We start from the raw sequence: 16,431 nt of genomic DNA on the forward strand, positions 1-16,431 counted from the left end.
TTATGAACCGAATATTTCGTGACAATGTGGTATTGAAAAACAGGGTGTTATTAAACTTAACTCTTGCCTGGGCATTTTCAGCGACATTTGCTGTGATTATTTTGGGTGGGCTCTGCTTTTATGTGGTTAAACACAAAGAAACGCATTGGTTGCCCATCTGTACGGAAGAGGGGTATTTCCTGGGGAACGCTTCCTACTCTCCATCCTATATTAAAGATATGACCAAAAAGGTCATCCAACTGCGGTTAACCTACAATCCAGAAACCGTTGAGTCACGATTCGCAACCTTAGTTCATTTAATTCCCGCATCTCATCAGGAAGCATTCAAGAAGATTTTAGATTCTGAAATCGGTGTGGTGAAAGAAAAAAATATCAGTAGTGTGTTTTATGAAAAGGATATTGAAATTGATCCCTCTAATGTGCAAGCCAAAATCAAAGGCACCTTGAATCGAACCAGTCATGGACTGGAGGTGAAGCCTCAAGCGAAGGTCTATTTAGTCCAGTTCTCTTATAAGCAAGGGATGATGTGGCCGATGTCAATTCAGGAGGTGCATTCATGAAGTCACTTCATTGTTTGGTTCTGGGCATGGCATTTTCCACAAGCCTTTCTGCAGCAACTCCGGTAGCCACCTTTAAGTTTGAAGAAGGGGAGCAATTTACGCTGTCTTTGTCATCCCTAAACTTTAACCGCATTGATGTGGAAGGGGAGCGAATCGTTAAAGTGAGCTTTCCTGAACACGCCTTCATCGTAGAGCAAAATAAGGAGAATGACGATGACTTAGATGGTGCTGTGGTCTTAAAGCCCTTAGCGCATATTCCCTTAACAGTGTATTTCACTACCGATAGAAACCATCATTTTTCAGCCACTATATCCCCTATAGAAGACTTGGGTAAAACCATCCGATTTGTCTCTAAAAAGATGAGAGGATTTGATTTTGTGGACATGAAGGAAAAGCGGCAATACCAGAGCAGTGATTTGATGACGGCTTTAATGGAGGGAACAATGCCACTGGGCTATCAGGAAGTGCCAGTGAAGCCCACGACGTTTTACCTCCATAAGCATTTAAAGGTAACCCTGGTGAAGCAGTATCAGGGAGAGGATTCTTCGGGCTATGTGTATCGCATCGAAAACCAATCGCGAAGCGAGATGGCACTAACTCCTGCCTTATTTGAGCATCCAAAGCTTGTGACGATGGAGCTTTCAGAAAAGAGACTTAAGCCCCAACAAACCGCTTATTTCTATGGCATTTACCGTGAACAGTCCGCCATCGGTTAACAAGGAGGCATGCGAGATGAAGCTGATTAGCAAGTTGATGAAGAAAAATAAAAATGGGAATCAAAACCATAGCGCCAAAATGGAGCAGCTTCGTAATGCCTTAGCGTTTCTGTTTATCGGGGGTTGTTGTTATGGATTCTATCTTTACTCGTCAAAACCGGCACCGATGTCTCAATCGAATAACCAACCGGTTTTCGATGGGGTTTTAGACAGTGCATTTAGTAAGTTAAGTGATGAAGCGGTGCTTGAAAAGCAACAGCGCCAGATTGATGCGCTAAAAGCCCTGGTTGAAAAAAACAAAAAAAAGGAAGCCAAACAATCGGAAAGCGACGATTCTGAGAGTCAGGCATTGCTTAGTGAGATGAAAAAACAATTAGAACGACTTGAGCTCGAAAATAAAGAAATGAATGCCAAACTACAGGTCGCCTTGCTCAAAAACTCGCAAACGCATTTAGCAATGGGAACTGCAAGACCGCCAACCCGCGAGGAAATGGCTGCCCGTCAAAAGCAGCGCATTCAAGCTGAAAAAACGTTTTATTCCAAAGCAGGCCTTGAAACAGTGAATTTCAATTACCGCCGTCAATCCAAGGAAGAACGAACGCCAGACAATTATGTTTGGGCGGGCACGCATGTAGAGGGGTTCATGCTTAGTGGTGCCAAAGGGGATGCAGGGATTAATGGCTCTAAAAATATGGGGACAGCCCTTATCAGGCTCGATTCCGATGGAATAATGCCGAACAATCGCCATTCGCGCCTCAATGGTTGCCTGGCGATTGTCTCAACCTATGGCGATTTATCCGATGATGCAGTGGTGATGCATCTTGAAACCTTATCCTGTGCAAAACCCAATTTAAGTTTTGAGCAGAAGGTCTATGGTTCTGTTTATGATTTGGATGCCATGCAGGATTTGCGCGGAACCTCCATTTTGAAAACCAAACCGCTTTTGGAGTACAGTGCAGCTGCAGGAATGATCGCGGGATTTGGTGATGGACTAAAAAATCTCAACACCGCACAAACCATCAATCCAGGGGCAGGCACCATAACCACTTACGGCCAGGCGTCGACCCTTGCCCAATCTGCTGCAGGCGGGGCGGTGAGTAATCCCGCAAATAAAATATCCGATTACATCATGAAAATCGCTGATATCTATCACCCCTTAGTCGTCGCGCGAGCGGGAAGGCGCGTTTCCGTAATGTTTACCAAAGGATTTTGGATTGATAGGGCGCATCAGTCGTTTGAATCCGGTCAATCGGGTAACAACCAATCCGCGCAAAATGAGGCAGCGATTACGACCACTATCAGCCGGGCAGGGCAAGAGACTGCTCCCAGTGACAGCATTGAGCCCCTTGTTGCGCAGTCCACACCTCAATCGGACTCAAACGCGGCAGAGCAATTCTTAAATCAGAATGGGCTTACTAATCAACCTTTCTTTTCATCTGTGAACCCTAAGGGAGATAGCCATGGTTAAACCATTCTTGGTCTTGTTGAGTGTTTTTTCTGTAATAGGAAGTACGGGATGTTCGCACTCGATTTTCGATCATCAAGACGTTCGCTGCCCTTTTGTTGAGCGTGGAGGTTGTCAAAGCATGGAGCAGGTCAACCGTATGGTGGATGCCAGACGATTTACTCCGGATGGGCAATACGTTCAACAAGAACAATGCAGGGGCTGCTACTTCTCAAGTAAGCCGATGATGAACCAATTATTTTAGGAAAAGCTATGCTCGGAGCGCTTAAACAATACTTCCAGGATTTTAAGGATTCAGTCAATGACTATTTGGTTGCTGGAGAGGAATCTATTTCTCGGCAAAATACCTTACACGCAAGCGACCATCGGTACCCTTTGTTTTGTGAGGAACTTCCCTATCAGTATTATGACGAAGACTCACACCTATTCATTAATCGCTGGAATACTGGGCTATTGTACCGCATTACCCCTTTAACCGGTGCAAATGAGAAGATTGCGGAGCAGCTGGATTCAATCTTAAGAACCAAAGTGTCTGATGAATATTGCCTTCAACTTATTTTGGTAAAGCACAATCAAGTGGGGCATGAATTGGATGCATTCCTAAATCAATTCATCTCCCGGGATTTTAAAAATTTAAACCTGCTCGGCCGATCCCTTCGTTCATTTTATGGCGAAGCGGCCGTTCATGGGTTTAAGTCCAACACCAATGTGAATCCAAGACTTACGCAAACAGAGTGCTATATCGTTATCGATAAAATGAATGGCAAACAGGAGGAAGAGACGAAGGCGCAATTTGCACAATTTCGTGTCGCATTTGAAGCGGCATTGATGTCTGCCAAAATTGGTTTCAGAGCATGCCATGCCGTGGACTTATTGCGCTTACTCCATTTCTACCTGGCGAACGAACCCGATACACTGTATCCCAAATCATCCGCCTATGATCCCAGCCGATTCATTAAATACCAGGCGGTGGGGCATGATTTCGATGTGGAAATCACCAAGGAAGGGCTCCTCATTAGTGGAGTTAATCATCAAGGTAAAGCCTTTGAGACCGTGGCATCGGTTATGACCATTGATGAATTACCGCGTCAGTATCATCTTTGGGATAACATCAATAATACTAATAATGTGTTCCATCCAGAGCAGAGTATTCCTTGTAATCACATCATTTCAGTCACCTATCTGATTGAAGAGCAAACCAAAGCACAGGGACGAGCCAATCGAAAAACCGGCGATTTAGATAAAAAAGCCAAGGGGGATTATGCGCTTCATGTAGCGGGTACCGAAAAAAAAGCCCGCGAATGGCGTCATTTTCGGGATGATTTGGCAGCAGGAAAAACACGCTCTTGTAGGATGCTGTACAACCTTGTTTTATTCTCAAGACCGTCAGAGCAGGCTCGTGATCTGGAGGCTGCCCGGGTTTGCTTTTCTTACAATGGCATTAAGCTCGCTTTAAGCCGTCGGATGCAACCCCCGTATTTTTTAGCATCGATGCCCTTTTTATTCACCAATCATCTGCAAAAAGGGTTCCAGCTGCCCACCATGATGTGGCCAATTTCCTCATGGAATGCGACGCAATACATGCCTGTTCTTTCAGATTGGGCGGGGACTGGAAAAGGGATGTTATTGCCCACACTTCGCAACCAATTCGCCTGCATCGATCCTTTTTCAGGAAAATTAGGAACGAATTACAACATTGCCATTACCGGTACTTCAGGTGGCGGTAAAAGTTTTTTTATTCAAATGTTAATGCTTAATATTCTTTTTAATGGAGGCGACCTGTTTATCGTGGATGTTGGCGGAAGTTACAAAAAACTTTGCCATGCCTTGGGTGGTGTCTATCTTGAGTATGCCAATCTTTCGATGAACCCATTCACCCATGTAACTAACATCGGAAAAGAAATAAAGCATATTCTTTCTTTGTTTCAATTATTGGCTTGCTCAAAAGATGGCGCGAGCGATGATGACCGGGGCACCTTGCGAGAGGCCATTCTTCAGGCCTTCTTTGAACATGGCCAGGCCACCACTATTGATACCGTCCAAAGCCAATTGTTGGAGTTATACCAGCGCGATCGGGAGAAATTCCCCACCGGAAAAATTCTGGCAAAAAACTTAGATCCCTTCTGCACGTATTCAGAGCATGGTACGGTGTTTAATGCTCCTTCAAAACTATCACCCGAAGCACGCATTATCGTAGTGGATTTAAAAGAAATTGAAGATGATGAAACCATTCGCGCACCTGTCCTGCTGTCTATCTTATCCCAATTCCAGAATCGCATGTTTAATTCCGATCGCAGCCGCCAAAAAATGTGCGTCATTGATGAAGCCTGGTCTTTGTTCTCAGGCGATCAAGTGGCGGTTAATTTCATCAATCGAGGGTTTCGTACGGGACGAAGGCATAATGCCTCTTTTGTCACCATCACGCAGGGGATTGATGATTATTATTCTTTTCCAGAGGCACGGGCTGCCTGGGAAAACTCGTCATTAAAACTCGTTTTTCTTCAGGACGCTGATTCGTTAACCAAACATCAAAATGCGCATAACACCTTTTCCGATTATGAACTGACATTATTGAGGTCATTCCCTAAAGCCAAAGATGCGGGTTTTTCGCAAGTGTTGGTACGTGCCGACGGTATTTCATCCTTTCATCGCTTATTCGTTGATCCCTTTACCCGGGTTTTATTGTCTTCAGATGGACACGACTACCAAAAGGTTATGAATTATGTCGCAGAGGGGTTCTCATACGTAGAGGCCAGTTTGATGGTGGCCAGTGAACATTATGGGTTATCCAGGGATTTACTAGTCGGGGAGGGGCTTGTCGATGCGGTTTAATTCTAAATATCTCCTGGCCGTTTTAACGGGTGCCGTACTCTCTGGTGTTTTGACATGGAGCCATCCGAAAGGAGCGCCCATTGCTATTGTCGATATGCAACGTGTTTTGAATCAGCCAGCCGTTTTGTTAAGTCAAAGCCATTTATCTGAAAAAGAGCAGAAGACCGTATTAAGTCATTATTCGTCTTTATTGCCACAGGTGCTTTCAGAATTTGGCGAGTCACGTCACGTGACCTTAATTGCCGCCACGGTTATCGCCAGCGGGTCGCTGGATGTCACAGATGAAGTGATTGCAATCGCTTTGGAGAAACTCAAAGGATCATGAAAAAACGAGCCGGTTTTGCTTTGTCATTATTTATAAGTGTGGTGTCTGTGCACGCTCAAAATCTGGGAAATTATGGAGAGGTGTTCCCCATTATTGAGGAGGATATCCGTGAAGTGATTATGAATAAGCTTCATCGAATGGAGCGTTCTGGCGAATTAAAAGAGCACCAGGAACAATTGATTTCACGTGTTGAAGCCCATGTCAGGCGGCCTAATCCGCTTCATCTATCGACTACAAAGTCTCCCAGAGTATATGAAATAGATCCAAGTATCAACGTTAATCAAACGCTTTATACCCCTGATGGCGTGTTAATCGCTAAAGCAGGTACTCGTTTGAATCCCTTTGAACGCACTTCCTTTTCAAAGACGTTGCTTTTCTTCAACGCCGATGATCCCAAACAAATGGCATGGGTTCACACGCATTACAAACAATATGACTTTGTAAAATTTATTTTAACGGGAGGGGACGTCAGGGAAACGTCGAACTTGCTGGGTTCAATTTATTTTGATTTGGAAGGGCGATTGAGCAGTTATTTTCATCTCCAACATGTGCCTTCCATCGTAAGGCAAAAGGGAGTTGTTTGGAGCATTCAGGAAATCAGCTGCGAATAATTAAATGGAAAGGAAAAGAACCATGAGAACAATGACATTCAAACAGGGCATAAAAAGGACTTTATCCATAAGTCTCTATGGGATTTATCATGCCTTCATTGCGTTAATATTGACCATATTGTTATCTGAACATCCGACGGCGTTTCTTCAAGCCTTAAGTGAACATCAATTCCCTTCTGTTTTAGCGATCAGTGGATGTGTGATTGGCATTTATTTCTCAATGTCTTCGTGTCTCTCCTTGACTGGAAGAGCCATGAGCAATCCAGACCGAGCAACTAATTGGGGTTGGGTTGGTTTTTATATCGCCATTTTAATTCAGATGATTTGGATCCTGCTTCCTGCATTCTTGGTGCAACATGCCGAAGGGCTTAGATCCATTAATCCTTTTCTGCTCCTTGTAAGCGTTTCGTTTTGCTTAAGTATCGCAATGAGTAGCCGTAGGAGGCTGTACATTATTGGGGGTTGGATATGATAAGTCGACTCATTTTAAGGTGCCTTTTACTCGTCTTATTCGGCACTCATAGCGCATTATATGCTTCCCAGTGCAAAGGGCATTTTGTGAATCCCATTACCGATGTGTGTTGGAACTGTTTATTCCCACTGACGATTGGGAGTAGTGACGTCGTTAAAAGCAGTTATCCCGATACAAAAAACCCAGGAACCCCCTTGTGTTTATGCCCCACGCCCATTGGCGAGCGCTTAGGCGTAACCATTGGCTATTGGGAGCCGACTGCATTAGTGGATGTTACTCGTAAGCCCTGGTGCATGGTTAATTTGGGAGTACAGCTGAAAGTCACCAAGAAAGGGTTAGGTGGTTCGCAATTCCCGGAAACCGATGGCCGTGGGGCGTTTTATTATGTGCATTGGTACAAATATCCCCTAGTCTATTGGCTGCAGGTGTTAACTTCGCTTGGCTGTATGGAGACAGAGGATTTTGACATTTTGTATCCTTCCGAATTAGATCCGACCTGGAATGACTCAGAACTCGCCTTCATCATTAATCCTGAGGCGGTATTATTTACGTCCCCTCCTGTAAGAGCCTCTTGTGCTTTTGATGCCACGAAAGCGCTGGGTGGTACAGCGGTTAATAGCCTGTTTTGGTGTCAGGGTGCGCAAGGCTCGACCTATCCATTAACCGGTTTTGTTGCCCATCAATCCAGTCCGATTAGTGCAGCTGTATTATTGGCAGAGCGGGTTGATTTCAAACTCCATCGGCCGCCAACACCAGCCATTCGCGATTCAATTGGCAAAGATTGGCCTGCAATCTGCCATACCTATGCATCCAGCATTATGCCCAAAAACCGCTATCGATATCAGTTAGTCAACACCTTGCCTGAAGCGCATCGTTGCCATCCGTTTGGGCAATCGGTGGTGGGCTGGGAAGCGGGGCACACCTATCCCGGGGATGGCGACAATTTCGGGTTCTTAATTTGGAAAAAAAGAAACTGCTGTTTTCTTTAATGATGAGGAAGATCATGAATTATTTTGGGATTTTGTTAATGAGCTCATTAATGATCACAACAGGCCATGCCAATGTGAATGATCACCTAAACGAGGCATTAGAAACCAGCGAACAGCAGCAGAGCACTATCCCTAAAGAGGTGTTGATGCAGCTAAATCAATCCTCTAATCAGTCGTATGATGCGAATCGAACGCTGATTGAGAACATTATTCAAAGCACGCAAAAGCAAACGGCACACGTACGAACAGGTCAAACCGTTGATGGAGCGGTATTATTCGTTTCCTTTTCAATGCCAGACGCATTGCTGTTTGCACTGGCCGATGAAGCAGCCTCTTATAAAATTCCAGTGGTGATTAATGGACTCATCGAGGGGGATTTCAAAAAAACGATCACAGCTTTTTCTAAACTCAATGCCAAGGCCAAACAACAAAAACTGGCCTTTAATGGGGTATCGGTCGATCCCTTATGGTTTGAGCAGTTTCATATTACGGCCGTCCCCGCACTGGTCGTCAGTAAAAGACCTGTTTCATGCGGCCAGCAGTTGCTTTGCAAAGAACAGCCTTTTGATGTGGTTTATGGCAATGCATCCATTAAAAACAGTTTACAGCTCATTGCGGATAAAGGAGAAACCGCAGCCAAGGTTGCACAACTGATATTGGAGAAAGGCCATGTTTAAGTGGTTTTTCCTTACCGTTTGGTGCTCCTTTGCCTGTTTTGCAAACCAAACCGGGTCTGACTTTGATGCCTTGAAAAATTATGCCAAATCCTTAAGTGCACAGCCTAAAGAGTCAATGAATGGTTTTGAGCCGCGCTCTCTTTTTGATAACTATTCAGAACATCCTGAGCAGGAAAGCTACTACCAGGGAATTCAAACAGAAAAAACGGATTTGTCTAGTAGTGCCCAAGCCGCCATTCAAAATGACCAGGGGGCACGGACGGTCATTGATAATTTTGGGAAGAATCAGTTTGAATTGAATCTTTCCAGTTCTGTCTTAGCGCAATCCCAGCTCATTCAAGATGAAAGTTATGCCATTGTGCATGGGATCTCAAACGATAGGGTTCAGTGCAATAACCAAGCACCGGTTTGCGAAATGAAAACCCATGAAGAGCAGTGCTTTAGTTCGCGGTTATTACCTGATCAAACCTGTAGTCAAACACTAAACGTCGTCGTGGATTCTGAAAAAGTAGTACAGCGCGCTGATTTTTCGTTTGTGGTGGCGAAGAAATGGACTGGAGTGATTACGGTTAATTTATTCACCGGGGTAGTCACCAACGCGGCTTCAAGCATGGTTCCTTATCCTATCCGCATGCAACATCCTTGTGATCAACTGCAAGCCAGTGTCCATGCAATCCAAAACAATGGCGATAATGCCTATTGGGTCCAGATTATAGGGTACCCAAGCTGCGCCAATAACGGGGTGATTAGCTTTTTTATCAATAAGGAGTGGGGAAGATCCTATCCTATCCAAGTGGCTTTAACGGTTAATGCCAACTCAAAGCCTTATATTAGCCAGGAAAACTGGCTAAGCAATTGCACGCCATTTGAAAAGCAAGGCGGGCTTTGCCGGCTAAAAAAAGAACGCTGTACGGACTCCCAGTCCCCGAAAACCATTGAAGGCTTGCCTGTATCGCGTGATTGCTGGGCGCGTGAGTTAGTCTACTCGTGTTCAAGCGCTACGGCAGATGAATGCGCACTGCAGAAAAATAAAGGATGTCTTCAAGTTGGTTCTGAGTGCAGTCGCTATGAGAACAATTACTGTGCGCTTTATAAACAAACCTATAGCTGCCAGGAAAATGTCTGCCAATCGCCTGTGGAGTGTGTCAAAGACTTATTCTGCGCCGATGGCGAGTGTGTTGAACACATCGAAACTCAAAATGCGGAGTTTGGGCAAAGTGTTTCTGCCCTGGCAGTGGTTGGTGAGGCAGGACGCGAGTTAAGTCAACAGCCGACTATGTCGCTTTTTAGCGGCAAAGCGGTTCAGTGCAAAATATGGCCAGTTGATATCATTGACTGCTGCCATGATAAAGGATGGGGAAAAGCAATTGATTTGACCCATTGCCGTGAGGAAGACAAGGCATTGGGCAAAGCCAAATTAAATTATGTGGCTCATTATCTGGGTGAGTATTGCAGTGAAGAAGTCGCAGGGGTTTGTTTAGAGAAAAAGCGCTCTTACTGTGTTTTTCCCAGTAAAATGGCGCGAATCATCCAGGAAGCTCGCTTGACGCAAGTCAATCCACAGGGTTTAGGGAGTGCAGAGGAGCCGACCTGTGCCGGGTTGAGTATCGTTGAACTTCAACACATGAATTTAAATGAGGTTGATTTTGTTACGCCAATCTATCCGTACGGACAGGGTACGCCTAACCGGGAAGCAGGGATTGCAGGGGATTTAAAAATAACTACGCCCAATCCACAAAAGACCCTTGATGAAGTAACAAAGCGAATTCAAAAAAAGGCAAGTGAATTATGAGCCGTCTGCTTTGGTGTGTCGCCTTCTGTTTTAGCTTCAATGGACTTCATGCAGAGATGGTGCAGGAACTGCCAAAAGGATTTCATTGGTATACTGCAGAGCCCGTTAAAAAGCCAGCCCCCAAGACACCGCCAGCGCCTGCGGTGGTTAAATCACCCTATGAGCGCCTAATGGCGATGCGCCAGGAAACACTGAATAAATTAGCACAAGCCTTGTTAGAACCTTCTTTCAATGCCACGCATGATTATATGAAAGCCCAGATGGCGTATTCAAAAAATAACCAGCAGTTTGTGCGCTATTGGCAACAAGTGTTGTTAATGCATCCAGAGCTGGACAGCAGCTTAAATTTCCCCACTGATAACACCGCCATCGCAGTTCGTAATGATGCGCAGAAATTACTAATCAACAAAGTGATCCATGAAAGCAGTGCCCGTTATGGCTTTCTTTTATTTTATCGAGGCACTAGCTCTATTTCCCAAAAATTCGTAATGCATTTACTGCCTTTCATTAAGGAATATGGGTTTTCAATGATTTCAGTATCGACCGATGGCCAATTAATAGAGGGGCTTCCTAATCCCAAATCAATACCTCTTGAGGTGATCCAAAAACAAATGGCGATTGAAGCGAAATACATGCCCGCGCTTTATTTTGTGGATTTAAAAAGCAATCGGATGTCGCCGGTATCTTATGGTTTTTTATCACTGGATGAAATTAAAGAGCGGATTTTTGATGTGATGACCCAGTTTAAACGATTGAGCTATGAAGGGGTGAGTGAATGAAAAAAGGCATTTGGGTTGTCCTCTTGTCCATTCTGACAATGCCTGTTTTTGCGAATGTGGCCTTAGATGAGCTACACGCGCTATTAAATAAAAAACAGGCTCAGTACGAATTGGATAGCAATAGGGAAAAAAGGCTCGATGAGCTTCGGGAAGCCTATTATTTTATCTTTATTTATCGCTCGACTTGCCCGCATTGCCATCAATTTGCCCCCATTCTTAAGGATTTTACCGCTTATTTTAACATCCCTGTGGAAGCTTATAGCTTAGATGGTGAGTCGCTTGAAGGATTTGAGACAAACAATCTAACGCCCCAATTATTTCAAAACTTGTATGTATCGGGTGAATACAAGCCCGTGGTTCCTGCCCTCTACCTGGTAAACCGCCCAACCAATCAGGCGTATGCCGTGCTATTTGGTGAAGCACAGCCTGCCCAACTGGCAAAGCGAGTGGATGAACTGCTGACCCATTTGGAGGAGCAATACCATGACTAAACCTTTTACCTTCATGCGATTGGGTTTTGTTAAAAAAAGTTGTGCAGTCGCCTTACTGTTTGGGTCAAGCCAACTATTTGCTAATGCGGAGTCTGATCTCACGCATTTTTTTAATAACCTGGGTTTTGATGCCAACGTGACCGGATCGCATGCCTATCAAACCCAAGCAGCCGGCTTTGCGGCACTAGGTTCCGTGTATGCCCGTAATCAAGTACGAACTATTCGATTAGCGCATGTGGATGTCCCTGGCATGCGTTCTGGTTGCGGGGGAATTGATTTATTTGCTGGTGGATTCTCCTTTATCAAATCCGATCAGATTGTAAAATTCATGCAAAACATTTTATCAGGAGGGGCAGGCTATGCCCTAAATCTCGCGCTAGAAACCGAACTGCCTGAAATAGCGCATGCCATGCAATTTATGCAGAAGCTTGCCAATGAAATCAATGGGACTAATTTTAATTCCTGTGAAATGGGCGAAAATTTAAGTGCGGCCTTATGGCCTAGAAATCGCGCGGCTCAACAGCGTCTTTGTGAAGATTTAGGCCGCCACAAAGGGACTTTTACGGATTGGGCAATGGCTCGTCAACGCTGCTCTACCGGAGGGGAGGCTGAAACCCTGTTACAGGAAGCTAAAAATAACCCAGAGTATAAAGATCGCGTATTAATCAATACCAATGTTGTATGGGATTCACTGCAAATTAATTCCTTCATTGCGGAAGATCCCAAATTAGCAGAAGTGTACATGTCCATTTCAGGAACGATAGTATTTAATAGTAAAGGGGCATTGCTTACTTATCCCTCCTTAGCCACTAATCAAGATTTTATCAAAGCCTTACTGTATGGCGGAAAATTACCGAGTTACCGTTGTACCGATCCCGGCGCTGAGTCGCATTGTCTATCCATTGATGCAACCAGTACGCAAGAAATTAATGTCAAAAAGGCTTTGGTGTCTCAAGTCCAAGAACTTCTGCAAGGGATATATGACCGTATCAAAATGGGGGAAGCATTAACCGATAAACAAAAGGGCTTAATTGAATTAACCCAGCCGGCTGTCTTTAATCTTATATCCGCCAATGCGCAACAAAACACCGGCATTCAGGGCAGCTTTGAATTAGCGCAAAGTGTAGCCACTGACTTACTAGCACAGTATCTCTCTAACTCCCTCGATGTGATTCGCGCCTCGCTCTCTGGCAAAGAAATCGGTGCGCATAATGAAGAGCGCTTGTATAAAAATCTCCAAATCGCCCAACAGTTCGTCACTCGTTTTAACACAGAAAGCCGTGAACGTTTTAATGCCGCATTGCAAACCAATGAATTGATACGCAATAACGTGAAACAAGCGCTAAGTGCCTTAACCCCGACCTTAAGAACCGCCTATTATGGAGACGTGCAATGAGTTTATTAACCATTTATACGCCGCAAAACGGGGAATATTTAAAGACCGTACTCGATGCGATGGTGACCTTATTAGGGACTTCAACCTATCAGACAGCTCAAGATATTGTCAGTATTCTAGCCGTAGGCGTTGTCGGGTTTCAGTATGTTACTGGAAAGAAAATCCAGGCAATTAGTCGCTATGTCCTTTGTACGTTTTTCTTGCTGTTTTGCATTTTAGGGCTCAAAGTCCCCGTCGCTATTGTGGATATGCAAACTGCGGATTCAGCAGGCTCGGCGCTGACTGTAGATAACGTGCCGTTAGGCGTTGGGCTTCCCGCTGCCATCATCAGTGGCATTGGGTATGGGATCACAAAAGTATCTAGTAATGTACTCCATATGCCGGATGATTTGGACTATACCAAAACAGGGATGCTCTTTGGCGCGCGGACTTGGTTGGCTGCCTCCAGTGCTAATTTATCGCTTTCTCCCGAATTGTCCCGTGATTTATCAGCGTACATCAGGCAGTGCATTTTTTCAGCGAAACTGCTAGGAAGCCAACAAATTACGCCTAATGAATTGAAAGGTAGCGCCGATTTAATCCAGCTTTATTTCGCACATCCTTCGCCTATTTATCGTGTTTTATTCCACGATGGTAGTAATTTAAGCTGTATTGAGGCCGCCGAACAATTAAAACCGCAACTGAATGAGGGGGTTGAAAAACAGTTAGTGCACTTGTCGCAAATCATGACGCAAGGCAACCAAGAGAAATTTAGTGATGGACTCGCTGCCGCACACTCTTATTTTATGAATGTATCCAAGGATGCGGCCAATATTTTAACGCAAAATATTTTAATTAATGCCACGCGTGATTCCGCTTTGGATGCCTTTGCTTTTGCAGGCGCCGATGCGGAATTGATGAATTATACCAATACCTCCAGTCTGCAAAAGATGCATGTCGCGGAGGCCAATAGTTTTTGGCTTGCAGGGTATCGATTGCCATATTACATGACCGTGTTTTGGATGCTGACCTTGTGTATTTTTCCTTTAGTGATGCTTTTAGCACTCGTGCCCGCCATGCATGGGGTGTACATGATTTACCTGCAAACCCAAGTTTTTTTATGGTCATGGCCACCAATGTTCATCATCATTCATTTTTTTGTTTCCTTAGCCTCTGCCACCACGCTGACCTTGTTTGGTGCAAAAAACGGCGGGGTTACTTTTTCTACCGTTGATTCAATCGCCAGTATTCAAAGCAGCTTTGCCTATACCGCTGGTGGCTTGGCCATCAGTGTACCCGTTATTGCGCTGTTTATTGCAAAGGGATTACCTAATCTCTTAAGTGCCGCCTCTCAGCATTTAGGGGGAATGGCGCAATCATTATCCACGGGAGAAGCCCAATCCGCTACCCAGGGAAACATTTCAATGGCTTCCTACAGCGGATGGAATATGAATTACGACAATACCCATGCGCATAAATGGGATACCAATTTCCAGCATATGGAGGGTAGAGCCACCGTACAAGCCGCCAATGGGGCGCTCCTTTCGGCTGGAACAGATGGTTCGCGCGTCATTAATGCGCAGCCGGCGATAAGCCAAATGGCAACCCGATTGCATGCATCAGACCGCATCAGCGCATCCTTGCAAGAAAATGCCAGTCAGTCGTTTCATAATGCCGAAACGTATCGTACAACGGCCGATTCGCATTTACAGCAAGCATTCAGTGGATTATCTCAATTTAGTGAAACTGATGGGAATGAAGTGCGTGAGGGAACAGGGATCAATAAAACGCTCAGTAATGCACTCAATCAAGATATTCGTCAAATGCAGGATGCGGTCAATCAGTATAATCAGCATCATGACAAGTCAGGGCAAGTCTCTATCGATGCAGCGGTTGCAGCAAGAATAGATACTCGCCGGGGAATACTCGGGTCTTTCGCACACTGGACGACAGGCCTTTCTGGGGAGGCCAGTGTGAGCGCAAGAGCAGGCACATCCCAATCCAACTCTGTTCAAGCCTTCTTTAACTCCAGTGAAGGCCAATCCTTTTCCAATGCATTAAATCATATGGAAGCGACCGCTAAGACCCATCATCTGGATGCCAATGATTCGTTTAATTTATCTAAATCAGAGCAGATTGCCGCCAATTTATCCCAAGGACAGGCCTTATCGGATATGGCGTCTACTGAATACAGTAAAGGTGAAAACTATCAACACATGGCCAATCAAGTGAAAGAACACTCCTCCAGTATGGACAGGGTATTAGATCAGACATTTCATGATTGGGTGGTTCAGCGTCATGGAGTTCAAGGGGAGCAGTGGCTTTTAGGCGGCGATGCGGCAAGTTTAAGCGCACAACAAAAACTGGCTGATGAATTTATGGGATCGACTCAAGGAAAATCGGCCATCAAAGAGCAAGTGGGACAGTGGGTTAAACCTTCTTCTGCAGAGGTAAGAAGCCAATTTGAAGCACAACGAGATGCCCTGCGTGCGCACCAACAATCAAAGATTAATCAAGCGCATGCCAGCGGTTCATCGGATGTTTTGGACAAATCCCAGGAAAGGCATTTAAGTATGGTGCAAGACAATGCCCTCCAACAGGCGCATGAGTTACGAATGGAGAATAGGGAAGATTTGTCTCAAACCTATCAAAACCAATCGGCAAATACGCAAAAATCAATCCATTCCACACAATCAGGCTTAACGCATCGATACAGCAAGCAAAAGCAAGAGTATGTGGACAATAACCGATATTACAAGGAGGAAAATCATGAATGATCAGAAACAATTTCAAGAGGCGTTAACGCATGATTTAAATGCGTTGGCGACATTGAAGGTCAAAACACTCAGTGGCAACCAAGTGTATATTCCTTATCTGAAAATGGTGGGAAAGATCTACCTGCTGTTGTGCGTTTTAGCCATAGGACTAGTGAAACTCTTAGTGCTTATGGGCTTTCATATGAATCGAAGCGCATTATTAGACATTATGAGCGAGGTCGTTCTTTATAATTTAATTCCTCTTTTTTTCCTTCTGTGTGGATTAGGGCGAGGTTTTATTTTATGGGTTGCCATTGAATCCGAATTAAAGTCAGCACCATTTATTCGTGCGCTAATGAAGCACTACCTGAAATGCTATCTGACGTTTTATGCCTTGTTACTCTTGATAGGTATTGCTCTATTTCGGTTGGATGATTTGGAAATGCTGCTTATGGGAGCGATTGTATTTAGCCTCGTTTTATCCCTCTTCATTTTTAATATGGAAGCCCAGCGTTTAGGACAAAGTGTTCTGATACAACAGATTGAACGTCTTTTTTCTCAAGCCAAAGCGGCCAAAAGATCGGATTAATG

At 44.7% G+C, this 16,431-nt stretch carries 16 protein-coding genes; all 16 read left to right on the forward strand.

Going from position 1 to position 16,431, the window contains the following annotated elements:
- Positions 1-2 precede the first annotated feature (2 nt).
- From LXA66_RS01600 to LXA66_RS01675, 16 genes are read left to right on the forward strand one after another with little or no spacing between them, the layout of a single operon-like run.
- Positions 3-560: a TraE/TraK family type IV conjugative transfer system protein gene (locus LXA66_RS01600; protein ID WP_058508451.1), complete on the forward strand. Its 558-nt coding sequence runs from the start codon at positions 3-5 to the stop codon at positions 558-560.
- A complete protein-coding gene (gene traK, locus LXA66_RS01605) occupies positions 557-1,276 on the forward strand; it encodes a type-F conjugative transfer system secretin TraK (protein WP_058508452.1) in 720 nt (239 codons plus the stop codon). Before LXA66_RS01600 ends, traK begins: the two co-directional genes overlap by 4 nt.
- Positions 1,277-1,292: 16 nt before the next feature.
- Positions 1,293-2,744, forward strand: a complete 1,452-nt coding sequence (locus LXA66_RS01610; protein WP_233011638.1) for a TrbI/VirB10 family protein — start codon at positions 1,293-1,295, stop codon at positions 2,742-2,744.
- Positions 2,737-2,985 carry a hypothetical protein gene (locus LXA66_RS01615; protein ID WP_058508454.1) on the forward strand — a complete coding sequence of 83 codons (249 nt, stop codon included), beginning with the start codon at positions 2,737-2,739 and terminating at the stop codon, positions 2,983-2,985. Before LXA66_RS01610 ends, LXA66_RS01615 begins: the two co-directional genes overlap by 8 nt.
- An 8-nt stretch (positions 2,986-2,993) precedes the next feature.
- Complete coding sequence (gene traC, locus LXA66_RS01620) at positions 2,994-5,573, forward strand: type IV secretion system protein TraC (protein ID WP_058508455.1); 2,580 nt, start codon at positions 2,994-2,996, stop codon at positions 5,571-5,573.
- On the forward strand, positions 5,563-5,898 hold the full coding sequence (locus tag LXA66_RS01625) for a TrbI F-type domain-containing protein (protein WP_058508456.1): 336 nt from the start codon (positions 5,563-5,565) through the stop codon (positions 5,896-5,898). The genes traC and LXA66_RS01625 overlap by 11 nt, the downstream gene beginning before the upstream one ends.
- Entirely contained in the window at positions 5,895-6,509 is a 615-nt protein-coding gene (gene traW / locus LXA66_RS01630) for a type-F conjugative transfer system protein TraW (RefSeq protein WP_058508457.1), read from the forward strand. Before LXA66_RS01625 ends, traW begins: the two co-directional genes overlap by 4 nt.
- Positions 6,510-6,531: 22 nt before the next feature.
- Entirely contained in the window at positions 6,532-6,981 is a 450-nt protein-coding gene (locus LXA66_RS01635) for a hypothetical protein (RefSeq protein ID WP_058508458.1), read from the forward strand.
- Positions 6,978-7,970 carry a conjugal transfer pilus assembly protein TraU gene (gene traU, locus LXA66_RS01640; protein ID WP_058508459.1) on the forward strand — a complete coding sequence of 331 codons (993 nt, stop codon included), beginning with the start codon at positions 6,978-6,980 and terminating at the stop codon, positions 7,968-7,970. The genes LXA66_RS01635 and traU overlap by 4 nt, the downstream gene beginning before the upstream one ends.
- A 38-nt stretch (positions 7,971-8,008) precedes the next feature.
- On the forward strand, positions 8,009-8,647 hold the full coding sequence (gene trbC, locus LXA66_RS01645; RefSeq protein WP_233011639.1) for a type-F conjugative transfer system pilin assembly protein TrbC: 639 nt from the start codon (positions 8,009-8,011) through the stop codon (positions 8,645-8,647).
- Positions 8,640-10,439, forward strand: a complete 1,800-nt coding sequence (gene traN, locus LXA66_RS01650; protein WP_058508461.1) for a type-F conjugative transfer system mating-pair stabilization protein TraN — start codon at positions 8,640-8,642, stop codon at positions 10,437-10,439. The genes trbC and traN overlap by 8 nt, the downstream gene beginning before the upstream one ends.
- Positions 10,436-11,218, forward strand: a complete 783-nt coding sequence (gene traF / locus LXA66_RS01655; protein ID WP_058508462.1) for a type-F conjugative transfer system pilin assembly protein TraF — start codon at positions 10,436-10,438, stop codon at positions 11,216-11,218. Before traN ends, traF begins: the two co-directional genes overlap by 4 nt.
- Positions 11,215-11,709 carry a type-F conjugative transfer system pilin assembly thiol-disulfide isomerase TrbB gene (gene trbB / locus LXA66_RS01660; protein ID WP_058508463.1) on the forward strand — a complete coding sequence of 165 codons (495 nt, stop codon included), beginning with the start codon at positions 11,215-11,217 and terminating at the stop codon, positions 11,707-11,709. Before traF ends, trbB begins: the two co-directional genes overlap by 4 nt.
- Positions 11,702-13,105 (forward strand): conjugal transfer protein TraH, encoded by a 1,404-nt coding sequence (locus LXA66_RS01665; RefSeq protein WP_058508464.1) that lies wholly within the window; start codon positions 11,702-11,704, stop codon positions 13,103-13,105. Before trbB ends, LXA66_RS01665 begins: the two co-directional genes overlap by 8 nt.
- Positions 13,102-15,861 carry a conjugal transfer protein TraG N-terminal domain-containing protein gene (locus tag LXA66_RS01670; RefSeq protein ID WP_058508465.1) on the forward strand — a complete coding sequence of 920 codons (2,760 nt, stop codon included), beginning with the start codon at positions 13,102-13,104 and terminating at the stop codon, positions 15,859-15,861. The genes LXA66_RS01665 and LXA66_RS01670 overlap by 4 nt, the downstream gene beginning before the upstream one ends.
- A complete protein-coding gene (locus LXA66_RS01675) occupies positions 15,854-16,429 on the forward strand; it encodes a hypothetical protein (RefSeq protein WP_233011640.1) in 576 nt (191 codons plus the stop codon). Before LXA66_RS01670 ends, LXA66_RS01675 begins: the two co-directional genes overlap by 8 nt.
- Positions 16,430-16,431: the final 2 nt, after the last annotated feature.

It is taken from the genome of Legionella sp. 16cNR16C, from assembly GCF_021297775.1.
In the GTDB taxonomy this organism is placed as follows: Bacteria; Pseudomonadota; Gammaproteobacteria; order Legionellales; family Legionellaceae; genus Legionella_C; species Legionella_C quinlivanii_A.